The sequence below is a fragment of the Pseudomonas sp. KBS0710 genome (genome assembly GCF_005938045.2).
GTDB lineage: Bacteria > Pseudomonadota > Gammaproteobacteria > Pseudomonadales > Pseudomonadaceae > Aquipseudomonas.
The window spans coordinates 3719194-3736411 of record NZ_VCCF02000001.1; the positions used below are offsets into that span (position 1 = coordinate 3719194).

Genomic DNA, 17218 nt, shown 5'->3' on the forward strand with positions numbered 1-17218 from the left:
GACGACAGTGATGAGGTTCACACGTATTCATCTGGCACTCGTTGCCGCGACGAGCATGACCCACGGAGTGGGCATGGCAGCTACCAGCGACAGTGACGTCGGCACGATCGGAGTTCAGGGAGGCAAGGCGACCGCGGGGGGCGGTTACATGGTCCAGGAAGAGAGCGCCAAGGGCCGCTCGACCATCACCAAGGAAGCGCTGGACAAGCAAACCGCCACCGGCAACGCCATCGACAAGCTCAAGTACACGCCGGGCCTGAACATCTCCAGTGAGGACAACACCGGCCTGTCGGGCTTTCGCTTCACCATGCGCGGCATGAACTCCGACCAGGTCGGTATGTCGGTGGATGGCATGCCGATCAACGACTCCGGCAACTACGCGCTGTACTCCAACCTGCTCGGCGACCCGGAAAACATCGACCAGATCTTCGTCACTCAGGGCTCGTCGGAAGCCGACGGCCCGCATATCGGTTCCAGTGGCGGCAACATCGGTATCGTGACGATCCGCCCGACCAAGGAAACCGGTGCGTTCGTCAAACAAGTGGTGGGCAGCAACGCCACCCGCAAGACCTTTGCGCGCCTCAATACCGGTGAAGTCAACGGCCTGAGCAACTGGCTGTCGGCTTCCCACACCGAAGGCCAGATGTGGCGCGGTTCGGGCGCGGTGCGTGCGGACAAGGTGGAATGGAACAGCTTTTTCGACGCCGGCAACGGCAACACCGCCAACCTGATCCTCAAGTACCACGAGCAGGACAACAACAGTTACAGCCAATTGACCAAGGCGCAGTTCCAGCAGTTCGGCCGCAAATATGACCCCTACCCGGCCAAGCCGGCGCTGGGCTCCAACGGCAAGATCAGCAGCTATTACGACCTGGCACAAAACCCGTTCCAGACCTTCACCGCCGTGCTCAACACGCAGTACAAGCTGAGCGATAACCTGTCGCTCTCGGTGATCCCGTATTACTACTACGGCAACGGCAGCGGCGTGGGCTCTTCCGCCTATGCGCTCAACAGCGGCTCCAACAAAGGCGGCGTGTTCGACCTTGGCAACCTGCCGACGCAGGCCCAGTACAACGCCGACGGCTCCGCGACGACGGGCGTCTACTACCGCCCTTCGCGCACCCAGACCTGGCGCCCGGGCATCACCACCAAACTGAACTGGGACCTGGGCGACCACAGCCTGCAATTCGGCTACTGGTACGAGCGCGCCCGCCAAAGCCAGACCCAACCGTTCATTGCCCTCAAGAACAGCGGCAAGCCCAGCGACACCTGGCCGGACGCCAGCTCCGTGGTCGACGCCAACGGCAACACCGTACAAGGTCGCGACCGCTACACCGTGACCCCGGCGCAAAAAGTCTGGGCCCAGGACACCTGGTACATCAACTCGGACTGGACCCTGATCGCGGGCCTTGCCTACATGAATGTCGAGCGTGAGGGCACCAACCACGGCAGCCTCACCGAACAACCGGGCAAGGCCAACCAGACCTACAACAAACTGCTGCCCAACGCCGGTCTGAAATACCAGCTCGACGAGCGTGACCAGTTGTTCTACAGCCTCTCGCGCAACATGCGTATCCCGCAGAACTACGTGCTGTACGACAAAGGCGTGGGTTCCCTGGACTCCAAGCCGGAACTGAGCTGGAACCAGGAACTGGGCTGGCGCTACACCGGCGAAGACATGACCCTCGCCGCCACCCTGTTCTACATGCAGTTCAAAAACCGCCAGCTCACGTCCCTGGACAGCAACGGTGATTCGGCCGACATCAACGCCGGCACCGTGATCAACAAAGGCCTGGAACTGGAGTGGAGCGGCAAGCTGCCACACAACTTCAACTACTACACCTCCTACACCTACACCAGCTCCAAGCAGCAGGATGACCTGACCGTCTTCAGCGCCGGCAAACCGATCGTATTGCCCACCAGCGGCAAGCAGTTCGCCAACGTGCCGGCCAACATGCTGGCAGCCAACATCGGCTACGACGACGGGCGCTTCTACGGCACTTTCGGCGGCAAGTTCACCAGCAAGCTCTACGGTGACCTGACCAACGACGAAGCCATCTCGGCGCGCACCGTTTTCAACCTCGGCGCCGGTATCTACCTGCCCGTGGACAAGAAAGTGGTCAAGGACGCCACCCTGCGCCTGAACGTCGACAACCTGTTCGACAAGAAGTACCTCGACGGCGTGTACACCACCAAGACCAACGCGGCGAGCTACAGCGGTTTCCGCGATGGCGACCCGGCTTACATCGTCGGCCTGGACCGTACTGTCACGGTTTCCCTGGAAGCGAATTTCTGATTAATCACTTGAGAGGAACACACTCATGGACATGGACCTGCTGCACCAGATCACCTTCTATGTGATGTACGCCGCGATGGCGATCGCGATCTTCATCACCATCGAACGGGGCATCTACTTCGCCTACGTACGCCGCCAGGCCCGCGCCCTGACCGACGTGCTCGGCGCCAACGTACACAGCGAGCGCGACCTGCCGCAAAGCCTCACCCGCCGCGACAGCCTGCCCCTGAATATGGTGCTGCCGATCCTGGCGCAGAAGGCCTCCAACGGTTCGCGCAAGGACCTGGACGACGAAATCGAAACCCAGTACCTCAAGACCCGCGCGCCGCTGTCGCGCAGCCTGTGGATCATCGAGACCATCACCACCGCCGCGCCATTGCTGGGCCTGCTGGGCACCATCCTCGGCATCATCGACACCTTCAAGGCGCTGGCCAGTGCCGGCGTGTCCGACCCAGGCCAGATCTCTGGTGGTATCGGCACGGCGTTGTTCGCCACCGGCCTGGGTATCGCCATTGCGCTGTTCTGCGTGGTGTTCCACAACTTCTTCCAGGACAGCCTGGAGCGCATCAACGACCAGCTGAAAATCCTGCTGATCCGCGCGGCCACCGGCGCCCGTGTTCAGGGTGAAGTGCCGCACCTGGTGCCGACGCCGTTGCACACCCGCACGGCATAACCTTCAGGGCGGGCGCGTGATGCGCCCGCCGTTCTTTTTTGCCCGATGAGACGCTTATGTCCCTCTCGATGAAGTTGCGTATCGCCGGCCTGACCGGCCTTCTTTTGAGTCCGCTTGCCCAGGCGGACTTTTCAATTCCAGGGTTTGAATTGGTGCACACCGTGCCAGTGGACACCGCGCTGGGCACTGCCGACTTGCGCCAGCCAGGGCCGGTGTGGATCGAGTTGTTTGATGGCGCCAAAAGCAGCATTGATATCGGCCAGTTCTACGCCGCCGACCATCCCGGTTCGGTGATGGACAAGGTGATTGAGCACCTGGAAGCTGCCGGCAAACGGGGTGTGAAAATTCGCTTTCTGCTGGAGGAAAAAGGCATTCGGCTGTCGGAGGCGTCTACTTTGGAACGCCTGCGGGCGATTCCTAACCTGACCTTCCGTGTGCTGGCCTATGGGCAGTTGAGCGGTGGGATTATCCACGCCAAATACATGGTGGTAGACGGCAAGCAGGCGTTTGTCGGCAGCCAGAATTTCGATTGGCGCTCGCTGGAGCATATCCACGAGACCGGCTTGCGCATCAGCGATGCCACGGTAGTCAGCCAGGTGCAGGCGATCTTCAACCAGGACTGGCAAGCCCAGGCCGCCCTCGCAGACAAACAACCGGTGCCGCTGCCTGCCGCAAGCCCGGAGCCTGCGCGCACCGGCAACTACCTGGTGGCCAGCCCGCAGCGTTACAACCCGCCAGGCGTGGGCGACTCACAACTGGAACTGCCGCGCCTGCTGAGCGAAGCCAAGAAAGAAGTGCGCGTGCAATTGCTCGACTACGCGCCGCTGTCTTACGGGCCGGACCGAACCCGCCCCTACTACGCAGTGATCGACAACGCCGTGCGCGCCGCCGCTGCGCGTGGGGTGTCGGTCAAGCTGATGGTGTCCAACTGGAACACCGACAAGCTGGAACTGCCCTACCTCAAAAGCCTGGCCGTCCTACCCAACGTCGAGATCAAGATCGTCACCCTGCCCGAAGCCAAACAAGGGTTTATTCCGTATGCGCGGGTGATCCACAGCAAGACCCTGGAGATCGACGGGCAAGTGGCCTGGGTCGGCACCAGCAATTGGCTGGGCGGGTATCTGGATAACTCGCGCAATTTGGAGGTGGTGATGCATGACGCAGCGATGGCCAAGCGTGTGGGCGATTTGCATGAGCAGTTGTGGGATGGGCCCTATGCCAAGGCATTGGACGTGATGGCGCAGTATCCGGAGCCGCATCCGGGTAAGCCCTGAGCCCACATTTGGTTACTGGGCAACCCTGAAGTTTGAGTAGGATAATTCCCACGCCGAGGCTCCCTATCCCGGCCTTGGTGATGGTAGTGTGTGGAAATGTTTCTGACAGATCGATCAGAAACTTCTTACTCACTGCCTGCAAAGGAATGCCTCTGACCATGCACTTTCCCCTCAAGAAACTGGTGGCTGCCACCCTGTTCGCCGCCAGCTTCGCGGCCGTCGCCACGCCTGCGTCCGCCACTATCAGCGCCGAACAAAGCACGGCAATCATCAAGCACTTTGGCGAAACCCCGGCCACCGATTTCCGTGGTTTCCTCGGCACCCTGGCCAAGGGCGACCTGGCAAAAACCGACGACGTCGGCCCGGCCATCGAAGCCTTTCTCGCCAACAAAACCCTGAGCGCCGACCAGCAGAACGAAATCAATCGCCTGCTGGGGATTTACACCCGCGTGAAGTACGGCAAAGCCGCGCTGGAAACCCTGCGCGAGCTGGTAGAGATCCCGACCTTCAACGTCGACGGCCTGCCGCAGTACAAGAACCCGCAATTTCTCAAGATCGCCGACAAGATCCAGGGCCTGGCCAAAGCCTTCAACCTGAACTTCCGTAATGTCGACAACCGCGTCTACGAAATCACTCTGGAAGGCAGCGGCGATGAAGTGGTCGGTATTCACGCCCACGCCGACGTGGTGCCGGTGACGCCGGAAAACTGGGTGCTCAAGGACGGCACCAAACTTGACCCCTTCAAGGTCACATTGATCGGCGACCGCATGTACGGCCGTGGCACCGAGGATGACAAGAACGGCATTGTGGTGGCGATGTATGCGATGAAGGTCATCAAGGAAGAAAAACTGCCACTGGCGCGCAACTTCAAGCTGCTGGTGGACACCACTGAAGAAACCTCGGGCGACGCCATTCCTTACTACTTCGCGCACAACCCAACGCCGCAATACAACCTGGCGCTTGATGGCGGCTACCCGGTGGTGATTGCCGAAAAAGGCCACGGCGCCATCATGGCCACCTTCCCGGTGCGCAAAGGTGACGGCAAAGGCGCAGAAATCATCACGATGACCGGCGGCGCGGCCACCAACCAGATTCCTTCGGTGTCGGTGGCTACGTTACTCAGCGACACACCCGCCGAGTTGGCAGCCAGCCTGCAAAAAGCCGGCAATGAATACGCCAGCAGTCATGGCGGCGACTTCACCGTAGCGGCCAAGGTGGTGGGCAAAGAGGTCAAGCTGACGGTCACCGGAGTGTCCGCGCACTCGTCCGAGCCGGAAACCGGCGTCAACCCGGTCGCACGCATGCTGGAGCTGATCCACAGCGTCGACGGCAAGATTGCCCTCAAGCACAACCACATCACCGACGCTGCGCAGTACGCCGCCGACAACTGGGGCCTGGATTACCTGGGCGGCAAGCTGGGCGTGGGCTTCTCCGATGCGTTCATGGGGCCGCTGACCACTTCGCTGACCTTTGTCGGCCAAGACGCCAACGCCTTCAAGCTGGCGGTGGACCTGCGCATTCCCAAGGGCAAGTCGCCGGAAACGCTCAAGGCCGAGATCGAACAGAAAATCAACGCCTGGGACAAGCGCACCAAGGTGGCCATGAACTTCACTTACTCGGCAGCCGAGCCGATGTACCGCAACCCGGAGGGCGAGTGGGTCAAAGCACTATTGGCCGTGGCCAGCGAAAACCTCGGCATGGAGCATAAGTTCGGCACCTCGGCCGGCGCGACCTCCGTGCATAAGCTGCCCAATGGCGTGCAATTCGGCTTGGCGAAGCCGGACGTGAAGTACACCGGGCACACCGACGGTGAATTCAAGACCGTCGAACAGTTCCTGCTGGACCTGCAGATCGTCACAGAAATGATGGGCCGTGTAGGGCAACTGCCGAAGCTCTGACCGGCGAAGGTAAAAACCACAACGCCGATCAATCGTGATCGGCGTTGTGGTTAACCAAGTCTTGCTTGCGACCTAAAACATATCCATCGCATTGCACAGCTTGGCCTTCTCCACCGCCACGTTCTCCGGTTTCCCCGTCGGGTTCAGGCGCTGCAATGCAATCAGGCACTGGCCACCGTCGAGCAGGATCAGTTCGTAATCTTGCCCGGCCTTGGGGGTGAAGTGAAAGCTTTGCCTGCAGCTATAGGAATTGCCGCCACGGCCAGGCCCACTATCAGAAACGCTCTCATGGAAATCCTTTTTTGAGGCTTAACGGCAGTGATAAGGGCTTTCGCTGCGCAGTTCCTCGCCGGTGCGGGCATCGCGAATGATGACCGTCGCCCCCGGCGCATTGAGGCAGAACGCATTGCGTATGGGGTAAATGTTATGGCCCTCGGCGGTGAAGGTGCCGAGCCTGGTTAACGGGGCGCCGGAGGCGTCCTGAGCCGTCACGGTGTATTCACCCGACATGGTCAGGCAGCCGCTCAGTGACAGCAGCAGGGTGGCGCAGATTGCATATTTCACCGGTGATGTCCCTATCGCATAGAAATAATTGCCCTGATTGGCAATGGCTGTATGAGCCGACTGCGCCCATATAGTTCAGGGAAACTCGGGAAACCTCCTGCATAACACCTGGAGTGCCTCAGCCCTTCAAGCTTCAAGCATCAGGATATCTTCAAAGAACCCGCCAACCGGCTCGGTGGGGTGGCAGAGCTGGATCTCCAGCACCCACACCATTTCACTTGGCGTGATCTCAAGCGCGGCCAATTCCGTGTTGCCGAACAGTGCGTGGGGGAAATCCGCAATACGGTGGCCTGCCAGGTTGCGCGACAGCCGCCAGCCCTTGGTAATGGCGCACGCCTCGGCAAAGTCATAGAGTTCACAGCCGGTCATGCCACGCTTCCACGCCTCGCGGGTTTCATCGAACACCTCATGCACGGCCTTTAAGCAATCGCGGTGCAGCGCTGACTCGCCAAAGACGAAGGTGTCGCCATAGTCGCCCTCGTAGCCGTCCCACACCGGGCCGAGGTCGACCACCACGATATCGGTGGCACGCAGTGTGCGCAGTGGGTCAATGCCTTCTCTCGGCGGGCGAACCGTGTCGTCGCCAAAACGGATGTACGTCGGGTGCCAGGTGTGGGAGGCGCCAATGGCCTGCAATTGCTCGGCGGCCATGTCGAGGGCTGCCCCGGTGGTCATGCCGACTTTAAGGTGGCTGGCAATCGCCGCCAGGGCGCGGATGGTTTTTTCACGGGCGGCGAGCATGCCGTCCAGCGAATACCTCGGGCCGACCTTTTCCCAGGTGTCATCCAGGCTCTTGAGCAGCGTGTCGACGCTCGACTGGCCGCTGGGCACAAAGGCTTCGGCGATAAATCGATGGCTGGGTAAACCCGCTTCCAGGCACTCGGCACGCGTCTGGCTGATCATGCCGCCGTTACCGCAGGCATACACCTGCGCCGCTTCCCAGCGGTGCCCGTGGCTTAGCGCGACTTCCTGCACCTTGCCCTGGGAGGCCAATACCGGGTGCCAGTGAAAACGCGGGTGCTCGATGACCGCCTGGTCGAGGAATGCGCGGTCGTAAAAGTCGGTGGCCTGCGCGCCGCCCCAGTAAAACGTCACCTCCACATCCCGCTTCAAGGCGGTCAGCAGGATCGGCTTGATACCCGCGTAGCCGGTGCCGGTGGCGAACAGCACGACCGGCGCCGCATCATCGTCCTGCCAGGTGCAGGCACCAAAAGGCCCTTCCAGTTGCAACAGATCGCCGGCCTCCAGGCTGCCCAGCAGGGTCTCGGAAAAAAGCCCGCCGCTCACCCGGCGAATCTGCAACACCAGGCGCCCATCGCCTTCGGTCGGCAGGTTGGCGATCGAGAAACAGCGTGAATCGCCATCGACCAGGCGGACCTTGAGGTACTGGCCCGCCCGTACGGCCAACGGCATATCCGGCATCACCACCAACTCGATAATGTCAGGGCTCAGTGCGCGCTTGCTCAGCACCGTCGACTCGACGACCAGTGCGGGCGTGTCCAGCGACCAGCCAGGAATTTCCAGGCGCATGTCGGCGCAGGCGTGGCTTTGGCACAGCAGCATTTCATTGGCCGCCAACGGATAGCTGGGCGCAGGTGCGCCTGGGGCCAGTTGCTTGGCCCGGTATTCACCTTGGGTGACCACCACCTTGCACGAGCCACAGACACCGCGTCGGCACGAGAACGGCACCGACAAGCCACTGGCAAGCATGGCGTCGAGCAACAGCTCGTCACCGGCTTCAAAGGTTCTCCCCGAGGGAGAGAGTTCGATTACATGGCGCGTGTTCATATAAACCTCGGAGTGAGTGAGGCCCTGATTGTTGCGCTAGACTAGGCCCATTAAAACCTCCAGTTTTGGATACTTCAGATGGTCCAGATGCGTAAATGGCGTCCTTTGCTCAAGCTTGACGAGGGTTCCAGCCAAGCGTCCTATCGCAAGATTGCCGAAGGCCTCGTCGCGGCGATCCTCGAAGGGCGCTTGCCGCCCGGCACGCTGCTGCCGGGCACGCGGGAGATGGCGCAGCTGCTCGACGTCAACCGCAAGACCGTGATCCTGGCCTACGAAGAAGCCCTGACCAAAGGCTGGCTGATCAGCGAGCCGCGCCGGGGTACCTTCGTCAATGCGCAACTGACGCACAAGCCCGCGCCCACTCGCTCGCAGGCGTCTTTCGCCCCCGCGCTGGTGCCGCAGGCGATCGTGCCCTACTTCACCCAGAACGCCCAGGTGATTGCCCTTGAGCATCGGCATGACGCGCTGTTTTTCGATAACGGCGCCTGCGATCACCGCTTGCTGCCGCAAGCCGTGCTGCATCGCTACTACCGCAACGCCTTGCGCAGCAGCTTTACCACCAACACGGTGCGCTACGGCAGCGAAGGCACCGGCTATTACCTGCGCTGCGCGCTGGCCGACATGCTGCGCAACAATCGCGGGCTGATGATCAGCGCCGAGAATATCTGCCTCACGCCAGGCACCCAGGTGTCGCTGTACCTCACCGCGAGCTTGCTGATCCAACCGGGTGACGTGGTGTTGGTGGAGCGCCTGAGTTACCCGCCGGCGTGGGAGATTTTTCGCAAGCTCGGCGCGCGCTTGATCACCGTCGACATGGACGATGAAGGCTGCCGCACCGACCATATCGAGCAGCTCTGCCAAGCGCATAAGGTGCGCCTGATCTATCTCACCCCGCACCATCAATTCCCCACCACCGTGAGCCTGCATGCGGCACGTCGGCAACAGTTGCTGGCCTTGGCGGCGCTGCATGATTTTTGCGTGATCGAAGAAGACTACGACCACGAGTATCACTTCAACGGGCGGCCTTACCTGCCACTGGCCAGTGATACGACGCAACGCCATGTGATCTATATCGGCTCGTTATCCAAGGCATTGGGATCGACGTTTCGTTGCAGCTATGTGGTCGCGCCTGCCCATGTGATTGAAGTGCTGCAAAAAAGCGCCGCACTGGTGGTGGGCGACACCGATGCCGTCGCGCAGAAAATGTTGGCGGACCTGATCAATGAGGGTGAATTGAAGAAGCACTTGCGCCGTGTTTCGAAAGAATACGCCGCACGCCGGGAAGTGTTGCATAGCTGCCTGTTCGAGGCGTTCGGCGAGCGTATCCAGGTACGCACGCCCGAGGGCGGGCTGGCGCTCTGGGTACGTTTCCAGGATGAGACCGATGTTGACCGGTTAGTGGAGAATGCGCTGGGCCAGGGGGTTGTGGTGCGTAGTGCGCGTCAGTTTTCGCCTCAGGGCTTGGCGGAGAATGCGTTGCGCCTGGGGTTTGCTTCGCTCAATCGGGATGAGATTCACCAAGGAACGCTGCGCTTGGCGCGGGCCATGAAGAGCGGTTGAAAGCCGACCTGATCACTGAAACCACCCGTGGTCAAATGTGGGAGCTGGCTTGCCTGCGATGCGAACACCTCGGTTTATCAGTGGCATCCGGTTGAGGCTATCGCAGGCAAGCCAGCTCCCACAGAAAAGCAGGTGCTGATCCAAACGCAGTGTTACTCAAAGAGGCAGCATCAAACGAGACCGCTCTTGCACCCGCGCCAACTCGGGAAACTCCAGCAGCAGCGCCCGGTTGCCCCTGCCGATATGCTCCATGACCGCCCGCGTAACGTGTTCACGCACCATCCCGGTCGAGACGTAATACATGGCCCAGGCTTGCTCCGGCGTACAGTGACCGATCTGTTCCTCAATCTCCTTGTACGCCTGGTAGTCGTCCGATTTCACATCGCACGGGTCATCACGTCGGGCCATGATTTATCTCCCTCTCTGGGATCTCTGCGAAAGCTCCAGGGCCTTGCTCAGCCCGTCACGTACCGCTCTTGACCTTGGTCCACACTCGCGTGCGGATACGCTCGAGTTTCAACGGCAACGGCTCAAGTGGCACCAGCGTGGCGATGGTTTCTTTGGACGGGTAAATCCACGGGTTATCACGCAACTTCTGCTCAACCAGCGCGGTGGCGTCCTTGTTGGCATTCGGGTACAGCGTGTGGTTGGAGCTCTTGGCAATCACCTTGGGCTCAAGCATGTAATTGATAAACGCCAAGCCGGCCTTGGCGTTGGGTGCATCCTTGAGCAACACAAAGTTTTCCGACCACACCAGCCCACCCTCGCGCGGCAAGCTGTAGGCAATCTTGCGGCCAGTGCGGTTTTTCTCATTGATGGCCTGGGCCGTCAGTGCCCCGCTCGCCCAGCCCACGACCACACAGATATTGCCATCGGCAAAGTCGGCGTCGGTTCTGGAGGAGTCGAAGTAGAGCACGTAAGGGCGGATTTTCAGCAGCAGCGCCTGGGCCTTCTGGTAGTCCTCAGGGTTCTGGCTATTGCTCGGCAGGCCGAGGTAATGCAAGGCGATGGAGATGATTTCGCTCGGCGAGTCGAGCATCGCCACACCGCAGGACTTGAGCTTGCTGATGTTTTCTTCTTTGAAGATCAAGTCCCAGCTGTCCACCGGGGCGTTGTCTCCCAGTGCGGCCTTGACCTTATCCACGTCATAGCCGATGCCGGTGGTGCCCCACAGGTACGGAATCGCATATTGGTTACCCGGATCGTTAGTGGCGAGCAAGGCCAGCATTTCCGGGTCGATATGCGCATAGTTGCTCAGTTGGCTGCGATCCAGCGGGGCCAGCACACCCGCCTGGATCAGGCTTGGCAACACGTTGGAGGTGGCGACAACGACGTCATACCCGGTGCGCCCGGCCATGGCCTTGCTTTGCATGACCTCGGCACTGTCGAAGGTATCGATGTGCATCTTGGTGCCGGTTTTTTGCTCGAATTCCTTCGGCGTTTCTGGCGCGATCAACCCGAACCAGTTGTACAGGTTAACCCGGGGTTCTGCCGCCGCTGCGGGCGTGCTGGCCCCCGCACAGACAAGCGAGGCTAAAAAAAGGGCTCGCAAATGTGATTTATTCATATAACTATCCTTGTCAAAAACGACAGGCCTTCATGGCCATCAATGCTGGTTGGTGAATATACCCGGCGTCGTCGAATAGTAAATACCTACAAATACTTAGCTCAGCCCCCTGAATCCCTAACCCTAAAGGGGTAGTCCATGTCACTCGACCTTCACAACCTCGCCTGGCACCGGTCGGCCGGCAAGCTGATCATGGAGCTGAACCGCCCAGCCTTCTGGAGCTCGCTGGTTCGCGTGTTGAACGAGTATGTGCAGATCGACAATTGGGTGGTCCTGGTGTTCAGCAACCAGCAAGTCAATGTCATCAGCGTGACCGAGGTAGCGGATGCCGACGAAGTGGATGCCCTGACGCAACTGTATGTAAAAGGCCTTTATCTGCTGGACCCGTTTTACATTGCCAACCGTGAAAACCCGCAGAGCGGTTTTTTCCATCTGTCAGACATTGCTCCCGAGCACTTCCTGACCACCGAGTACTACCATCAGTATTTCGCCCGGTATGTGTCCGTCGATGAGGTGCAATACAACGTCCAGCTCGATGCGGATCGAACCCTGTGTATTTCATTTGGCAGTAATACGCGCTACACCCCGGAGCAGATCACCACGCTGGATATCATCAAGCCGTGGGTCATGGCATTGATGCATCAACGCATGTGCTTTGAAGTGGATGAAGAAAAACACCTCAGTGAACCGCCGCCCTGGTCTGAAGCCATCGTGCAATTGGGCACGCAGATCACCACGCGCGAGAAGGACGTGCTCAAGTTGTTGCTCAGTGGTTTCTCCAATAAAGAGATCGCCGGCAAACTGGCGCTGTCGACCGAAACCATCAAGGTGCACCGGCGCAATATTTACAACAAGCTCAACATCAAGTCGCAGTCCGAACTGTTTTCGCGTTTTTTCATGCCCAAACAGGACGTTTACACCCTCAATTAGACGAACGACCACCCACCCTGCCTGGAAGCCCTCAACGGCGGCCTAGCCGTTCGGTCAGTTACCGCGCTTTACACCTTTGCGTACTCTTTCCCTTGATTTCTATCGGAGGAGTCGTGATGCCCTTGATCAGCGATGTCGAACACGCTTGCACACGTCTGGCCCCGGCAGGATGGCGTGACCTGCTGATGCATCACGGCCTGGACATCACCTCCACAAGCCTGCGTGAAGAACTCGCCAGGCCTCTGCAGATTGATCGCACCCTGGCAGGCTTTGAGGATTTTTCCGCCGATGCCACACGCGGCATAGAGCCTGGGCGCCCGGCCGACAGCCTGCTGTTTCATGCATTCGCCTCGCCCAATGTGGTCACCGGGGTTAACGGTGAAACGCTCACGGCCTTCCCCACAGCCGCTGAAATCGAGCACATCCTCAATTATGTCTACGGCGCCACTCCCCCGACCCTGGCGGCGTTGCAGCAACGGGCCGGTGAGGCGCCGCTGGCGATTGCAGTGTTTGCCTATGAATACCGGCCCTACGCCGAAACCGTGCACAACCGCCAGGCAGACCTGTGTTTCTCACGCACCGGGGTGGCCCGGGTCGGCACAGCGAATGCGTTGTATAACCCGCAGCAACGAGGCTTTTTGCCCTTTGTCGAAGGCCAGCCGAATCAGATGCGGGTTATACCGGCGCGCTACGGCGCGTTCATCGCTGCCCGGCACACCGGCCAACCGACGCGGTTTGGCCCAATGGATGCTCAACCTATCGATGTGGATCTGGAGTTCTGGGTGCCCCTGCACAAGGTGTTCGATGGCAACGAGTGCCTGGCCGGGATGGACCTGACCGTGCAGCTGGAAAACCATCAGATCAATGAAAAAATCGCACAGATCCATCGGCGCTTTCCCGATACCGGCTGGCAGGAGCCTGACATTCTCAACGCGCCTTTCGTCATCACCGAGGGCTTGTGCCATTGGGCGAATACCGATGAGTTTGCGCCGGGGCTGTTGATGCCCGATGCCAAAGAAGCGCTGGTGGAACTGGCCTATTACCAAGACCGCCCGCTGTCGTTCATGATGCCGCCAAATACCGGCGGGTTGGTGCATGGGCGCCATCATTTGCGCGAAGACGGTTCGATCGAAGACCTCAACCAGCGTGAGGATGTCGACGCCATCGTCAAGGCGGGCGGCTACCGAGCCCTGCATTATCAGGATGCCATGGCCGACGGCTGGGTACGTGCCCACTGCCCTGCCTTGGAACTGGCGAGCATCGCCGCCTACTCCATCATCGGTGCGCCGGATTTTTTTCCGTTGTGCGGGCAGCGGGAACTCAAGCGATGGTCCAGTGACCCAGGCGTTTTCCCTTGCCCTGCGCCGCCCTGTCCAGAGGTTTGGCATACGCGGGTGAACCCACTGTCCGACGTGCGTTTTTATATCAATCAAGCCCTGGCCGGTGGGTTCTTCGCACCTGAAGACCGCGGCGTCACTGCCATCGTCTCCCACCCACAGTTTTCCACAACGCCCGGCTCGGCCCTGCCTGTGCAGCGTGCTCAACGGCAATCCTGGTTGCCGGATTTCGCCAGCGGGGTCTTTGGCCCGGGCTGGGAAGTGGGCCGGGGCCTGGTAGACGCTCCGTTTACGAACATGCTGTGCGGTTATCAGTTAGCCAGCCCGTTTACCGAGGATGCACGCATCTGTGCGGCACTCGGCTCGTACTGGCCGGGGGTCGCGCCGGACTCTACCCGCAGCTTTGAACCGCGCAATGTTTCCGCCACGGTCATTCCGCTGACAGACAGCGAAATCGGCCTGGGCGACAGCCCTGCCTGGGATGGTCGCGCCGGCCCCACCTTAATTGAATCCCAGGGGCGCACAGTGGTGCAGTACCGTGCTTATGAATACAGCGACTACACGCAGGCCGCATTGGAGGGTCAACTGTCGCTGGCCATCACCGGGCAGACCAGTACCGCGCAGTACCACCAGAGAGTGCTGGGGATGCGCCGTGCTTATCAGGCAGTAGGCGCCGGATCAGACAAAGAACAGAGAAAACGCTGGCCGTTGCTGTCGTTTTACCCAGTGCAATTACCCGACAAAGCTTTCGAAATGGCACAGCAAGAAGCGGGCGTGCGACTAAAGGGCGAGGTGCATTACTACAGGCTGTTCAAACACGGCGAGACCGCCACACCCACCCACGATTTCAAGCTGCGTCACGTGGAGATAGAGCAAGACATCGAGCTGTATATGGGCGAGGACGCTGTGCTTATTCGCCAAGACGGTGCAGCTTGGCAGCAACGCGATGAGTCACTTTGATGTCGTTGTCGTGGGCGCCGGCCCAGCCGGATGTGCCACAGCAATTGGCTGCGCGCAGAGGGGGCTGCGAGTCGCGCTGCTGGAGCAGACCCACTTCCCCCGATACAGGCCAGGAGAAACACTGCATCCAGGCGTTGAGCCACTGCTGCAGCAACTGCAGATCAGCCTCCAGAACTGCCCACGTCACTTTGGTCATTGGGTGCATTGGGATGGCCCGCCTCGTTTCAACGCCTTCAGCACGGGGCGCGCTATTGCCTGGCAAGGGTTCCAGGTTCCGCGCGCGTTGCTTGACCAGCAATTGCTGGAACGGGCACAAGCCCTGGGTGTGCAGCTCACGTACCTCAGACATGCCAGCCAAGTGCTGCTGCAACACGATCGTGTGCAAGGTGTACGTGCGGGCACCACGCAATGGACGGGCAAATTCGTGGTAGACGCCACGGGACGGCACCACTGGCTGCAACGTCAATTGCAGATACCCTGGCGGCGTTTTTCACCGCGCTTGGTCGCGCGGTTCGGATACTGCGAGGACAACAGTCTTGCAGACGACAAAATGGGCTTGTTCGCCCACCCACACGGCTGGCACTGGATTGCTCGTATCAGCCGTACACGCCTGCACTGGACCCAACTGGCGTTTACCCAGGAAGGCCAGCAACGCTTGATTCCACAGGCACTACAGCGCTGTAAGGCAATCGGCCAGGTCCGCGGTGCGGACGTGTCCTGGAGAGTGTGCTGCACTACGGCCGGGCCTGGTTTCTTTTTAGTCGGTGACGCGGCAGCAACACTGGACCCTTGCGCCTCCCATGGCGTGATCAAGGCATTAATGTCCGGCCTGCAAACAGCCTCCGCGATTGTCGACTGCCTGTTTTGGCCGGCTGGCGAAGCGACCGTACAAGCGGCCTATCAGGCCTGGGTACAAAAAACAGTGCAGCGTGACGTGCTCGCCCTGCGCGAGTTCTATCGTGCCCATCCTTATCCGCCAGCCTGGCTCTAAAGGCAGGCTTACCCCGCAGCGCCCAGAAACGGCAGCGCCAGGTACAGCTTGATCACCAGCGCATTGGTAATGTCGATAAAAAACGCCCCCACCATCGGCACCACCAGGAACGCAATCGGCGATGGCCCGAAGCGCTGCGTGACCGCCTGCATATTGGCAATGGCGGTCGGGGTGGCACCCAAGCCAAAACCGCAATGCCCCGCCGCCAGCACGGCCGCGTCATAGTTGCGGCCCATGACCCGGAACGTCACGAAGATGGCGAACAGGGCCATCAGCAATGCCTGGGCCGCCAACAGGATCACGATCGGCAAAGCCAGCGCCGCCAGATCCCAAAGCTTGAGCGACATCAGCGCAATCGCCAGGAACAACGACAAGCTGACATTGCCCAGCAGCGACACTTCACGCTCAAACACTTGATGCCAGCCCAGCGCCGACAAGCCGTTACGCAACACCACGCCCACAAACAGCACGCATACAAATGTCGGTAATTCGAACGCCGTACCTTTAATAAAGCCATACAGGAAGGTGCCGACCTGCAAGCTGACCGCCAACAATGCCAGCGTCTCGATAAATGAAAAAGAGGTGATCACGCGTTCCTGGTTGGGCTGCTCAAAACCTTTGGGCTGGGGCGGCTGCGCCAGCTCGACGCCGGGCACCTGCACACGCTTGATCAGCAAGCGGGCAACCGGGCCACCTATCAGCCCACCCAGCACCAAGCCGAAGGTCGCCGAGGCAATCGCCAGTTCGGACGCCGACGCTACACCATATTTTTCACTGAACACCGCGCCCCAGGCAGCGCCGGTGCCGTGCCCGCCGGACAAGGTGACGGAACCTGCCAGCAGCCCCATCAACGGGTCGAGCCCCAGCGCTTTGGCCAAGGCGATGCCCATGGCGTTTTGCACCACCAACAGGGCCGTCACGACCAGCAGGAAGATGCCGAGGATGCGCCCGCCTTTCTTCAGGCTGGCAAAATCCGCATTCAGGCCGATGGTGGCAAAAAAAGCCAGCATCAAGGGCGCTTGCAATGAGGCGTCGAATCGAACTTCGATGTCCGTCAATACGCGCAGCGATAGCAGCAGTGCCGCCACCAACAAGCCGCCGACCACGGGTTCCGGAATGCTGTAGGTGCGTAAAAAACCGATGCGGGCGACCAGCCAGCGCCCCAACAGCAGCACCAGAGAGGCGGCGACCAGGGTTGAATAAAAATCGAGTTGGAACATCTGGGCAGTTCTCTGAAGTGAACAGGCACACGGGGCTGGCCAGAGTAAAGACAGCAGGACATGTACACACCCACCCGCCATTAACTACAGACTATTCCTACTCACTTAACAACAAGACCTACAGGTTTGAGATTTTCACTCGTTGAATTACCTTTAAAAC

13 protein-coding genes are annotated in these 17218 nt (G+C 60.1%); 8 read left to right on the plus strand and 5 right to left on the minus strand.

The window, feature by feature from the left end:
- Positions 1-10: 10 nt before the first annotated feature.
- The 4 genes from FFI16_RS16765 to FFI16_RS16780 all read left to right on the plus strand — a co-directional run bounded on the left by FFI16_RS16765 (position 11) and on the right by FFI16_RS16780 (position 6141).
- Positions 11-2296 (plus strand): TonB-dependent receptor, encoded by a 2286-nt coding sequence (locus FFI16_RS16765; protein ID WP_138815997.1) that lies wholly within the window; start codon positions 11-13, stop codon positions 2294-2296.
- A 25-nt stretch (positions 2297-2321) separates the two neighbouring features.
- Positions 2322-2969 (plus strand): MotA/TolQ/ExbB proton channel family protein, encoded by a 648-nt coding sequence (locus FFI16_RS16770; RefSeq protein ID WP_069788768.1) that lies wholly within the window; start codon positions 2322-2324, stop codon positions 2967-2969.
- A 56-nt stretch (positions 2970-3025) separates the two neighbouring features.
- Positions 3026-4243 carry a phospholipase D-like domain-containing protein gene (locus tag FFI16_RS16775; RefSeq protein ID WP_138815998.1) on the plus strand — a complete coding sequence of 406 codons (1218 nt, stop codon included), beginning with the start codon at positions 3026-3028 and terminating at the stop codon, positions 4241-4243.
- 158 nt (positions 4244-4401) lie between these two features.
- The gene (locus FFI16_RS16780; RefSeq protein WP_138815999.1) at positions 4402-6141 is read left to right on the plus strand and encodes a dipeptidase; all 1740 of its coding nucleotides are present in this window, start codon (positions 4402-4404) and stop codon (positions 6139-6141) included.
- 309 nt (positions 6142-6450) lie between these two features.
- Here FFI16_RS16780 and FFI16_RS16790 read toward each other — a convergent pair whose 3' ends face one another.
- Together FFI16_RS16790 and FFI16_RS16795 are read right to left on the minus strand one after the other, a co-directional pair.
- Positions 6451-6705 carry a hypothetical protein gene (locus tag FFI16_RS16790; protein WP_017136409.1) on the minus strand — a complete coding sequence of 85 codons (255 nt, stop codon included), beginning with the start codon at positions 6703-6705 and terminating at the stop codon, positions 6451-6453.
- Positions 6706-6831: 126 nt separating this feature from the next.
- Complete coding sequence (locus tag FFI16_RS16795; protein WP_138816000.1) at positions 6832-8493, minus strand: NAD(P)H dependent flavin oxidoreductase family protein; 1662 nt, start codon at positions 8491-8493, stop codon at positions 6832-6834.
- Positions 8494-8571: 78 nt separating this feature from the next.
- Between FFI16_RS16795 and FFI16_RS16800 the strand changes: the two genes are divergently transcribed.
- Complete coding sequence (locus FFI16_RS16800) at positions 8572-10053, plus strand: PLP-dependent aminotransferase family protein (RefSeq protein ID WP_138816001.1); 1482 nt, start codon at positions 8572-8574, stop codon at positions 10051-10053.
- A gap of 156 nt (positions 10054-10209) precedes the next feature.
- Here FFI16_RS16800 and FFI16_RS16805 read toward each other — a convergent pair whose 3' ends face one another.
- Both FFI16_RS16805 and FFI16_RS16810 read right to left on the minus strand, forming a co-directional pair.
- Positions 10210-10461 carry a hypothetical protein gene (locus FFI16_RS16805; protein WP_017136288.1) on the minus strand — a complete coding sequence of 84 codons (252 nt, stop codon included), beginning with the start codon at positions 10459-10461 and terminating at the stop codon, positions 10210-10212.
- 55 nt (positions 10462-10516) lie between these two features.
- A complete protein-coding gene (locus FFI16_RS16810; RefSeq protein ID WP_138816002.1) occupies positions 10517-11620 on the minus strand; it encodes a polyamine ABC transporter substrate-binding protein in 1104 nt (367 codons plus the stop codon).
- Positions 11621-11758: 138 nt separating this feature from the next.
- On the opposite strand from FFI16_RS16810, the gene FFI16_RS16815 reads away from it, so the two are divergent.
- The 3 genes from FFI16_RS16815 to FFI16_RS16825 all read left to right on the plus strand — a co-directional run bounded on the left by FFI16_RS16815 (position 11759) and on the right by FFI16_RS16825 (position 15838).
- Positions 11759-12550, plus strand: a complete 792-nt coding sequence (locus FFI16_RS16815; RefSeq protein ID WP_138816003.1) for a response regulator transcription factor — start codon at positions 11759-11761, stop codon at positions 12548-12550.
- A 116-nt stretch (positions 12551-12666) separates the two neighbouring features.
- Entirely contained in the window at positions 12667-14847 is a 2181-nt protein-coding gene (locus FFI16_RS16820; RefSeq protein ID WP_138816004.1) for a hypothetical protein, read from the plus strand.
- The gene (locus tag FFI16_RS16825; protein WP_138816005.1) at positions 14834-15838 is read left to right on the plus strand and encodes an NAD(P)/FAD-dependent oxidoreductase; all 1005 of its coding nucleotides are present in this window, start codon (positions 14834-14836) and stop codon (positions 15836-15838) included. The genes FFI16_RS16820 and FFI16_RS16825 overlap by 14 nt, the downstream gene beginning before the upstream one ends.
- 8 nt (positions 15839-15846) lie before the next feature.
- On the opposite strand, the gene gltS is transcribed toward FFI16_RS16825, so the two are convergent.
- A complete protein-coding gene (gltS, locus tag FFI16_RS16830; RefSeq protein ID WP_138816006.1) occupies positions 15847-17058 on the minus strand; it encodes a sodium/glutamate symporter in 1212 nt (403 codons plus the stop codon).
- Between the last annotated feature and the right edge of the window lie 160 nt (positions 17059-17218).

Bases quoted from the DNA above. Each gene is read 5' to 3' on its own strand.
- FFI16_RS16765 (WP_138815997.1), top strand. From the start codon at position 11: ATGAGGTTCACACGTATTCATCTGGCACTCGTTGCCGCGACGAGCATG.
- FFI16_RS16770 (WP_069788768.1), top strand. From the start codon at position 2,322: ATGGACATGGACCTGCTGCACCAGATCACCTTCTATGTGATGTACGCC.
- FFI16_RS16775 (WP_138815998.1), top strand. From the start codon at position 3,026: ATGTCCCTCTCGATGAAGTTGCGTATCGCCGGCCTGACCGGCCTTCTT.
- FFI16_RS16780 (WP_138815999.1), top strand. From the start codon at position 4,402: ATGCACTTTCCCCTCAAGAAACTGGTGGCTGCCACCCTGTTCGCCGCC.
- FFI16_RS16795 (WP_138816000.1), bottom strand. From the start codon at position 8,493: ATGAACACGCGCCATGTAATCGAACTCTCTCCCTCGGGGAGAACCTTT.
- FFI16_RS16800 (WP_138816001.1), top strand. From the start codon at position 8,572: ATGGTCCAGATGCGTAAATGGCGTCCTTTGCTCAAGCTTGACGAGGGT.
- FFI16_RS16805 (WP_017136288.1), bottom strand. From the start codon at position 10,461: ATGGCCCGACGTGATGACCCGTGCGATGTGAAATCGGACGACTACCAG.
- FFI16_RS16810 (WP_138816002.1), bottom strand. From the start codon at position 11,620: ATGAATAAATCACATTTGCGAGCCCTTTTTTTAGCCTCGCTTGTCTGT.
- FFI16_RS16815 (WP_138816003.1), top strand. From the start codon at position 11,759: ATGTCACTCGACCTTCACAACCTCGCCTGGCACCGGTCGGCCGGCAAG.
- FFI16_RS16820 (WP_138816004.1), top strand. From the start codon at position 12,667: ATGCCCTTGATCAGCGATGTCGAACACGCTTGCACACGTCTGGCCCCG.
- FFI16_RS16825 (WP_138816005.1), top strand. From the start codon at position 14,834: ATGAGTCACTTTGATGTCGTTGTCGTGGGCGCCGGCCCAGCCGGATGT.
- gltS (WP_138816006.1), bottom strand. From the start codon at position 17,058: ATGTTCCAACTCGATTTTTATTCAACCCTGGTCGCCGCCTCTCTGGTG.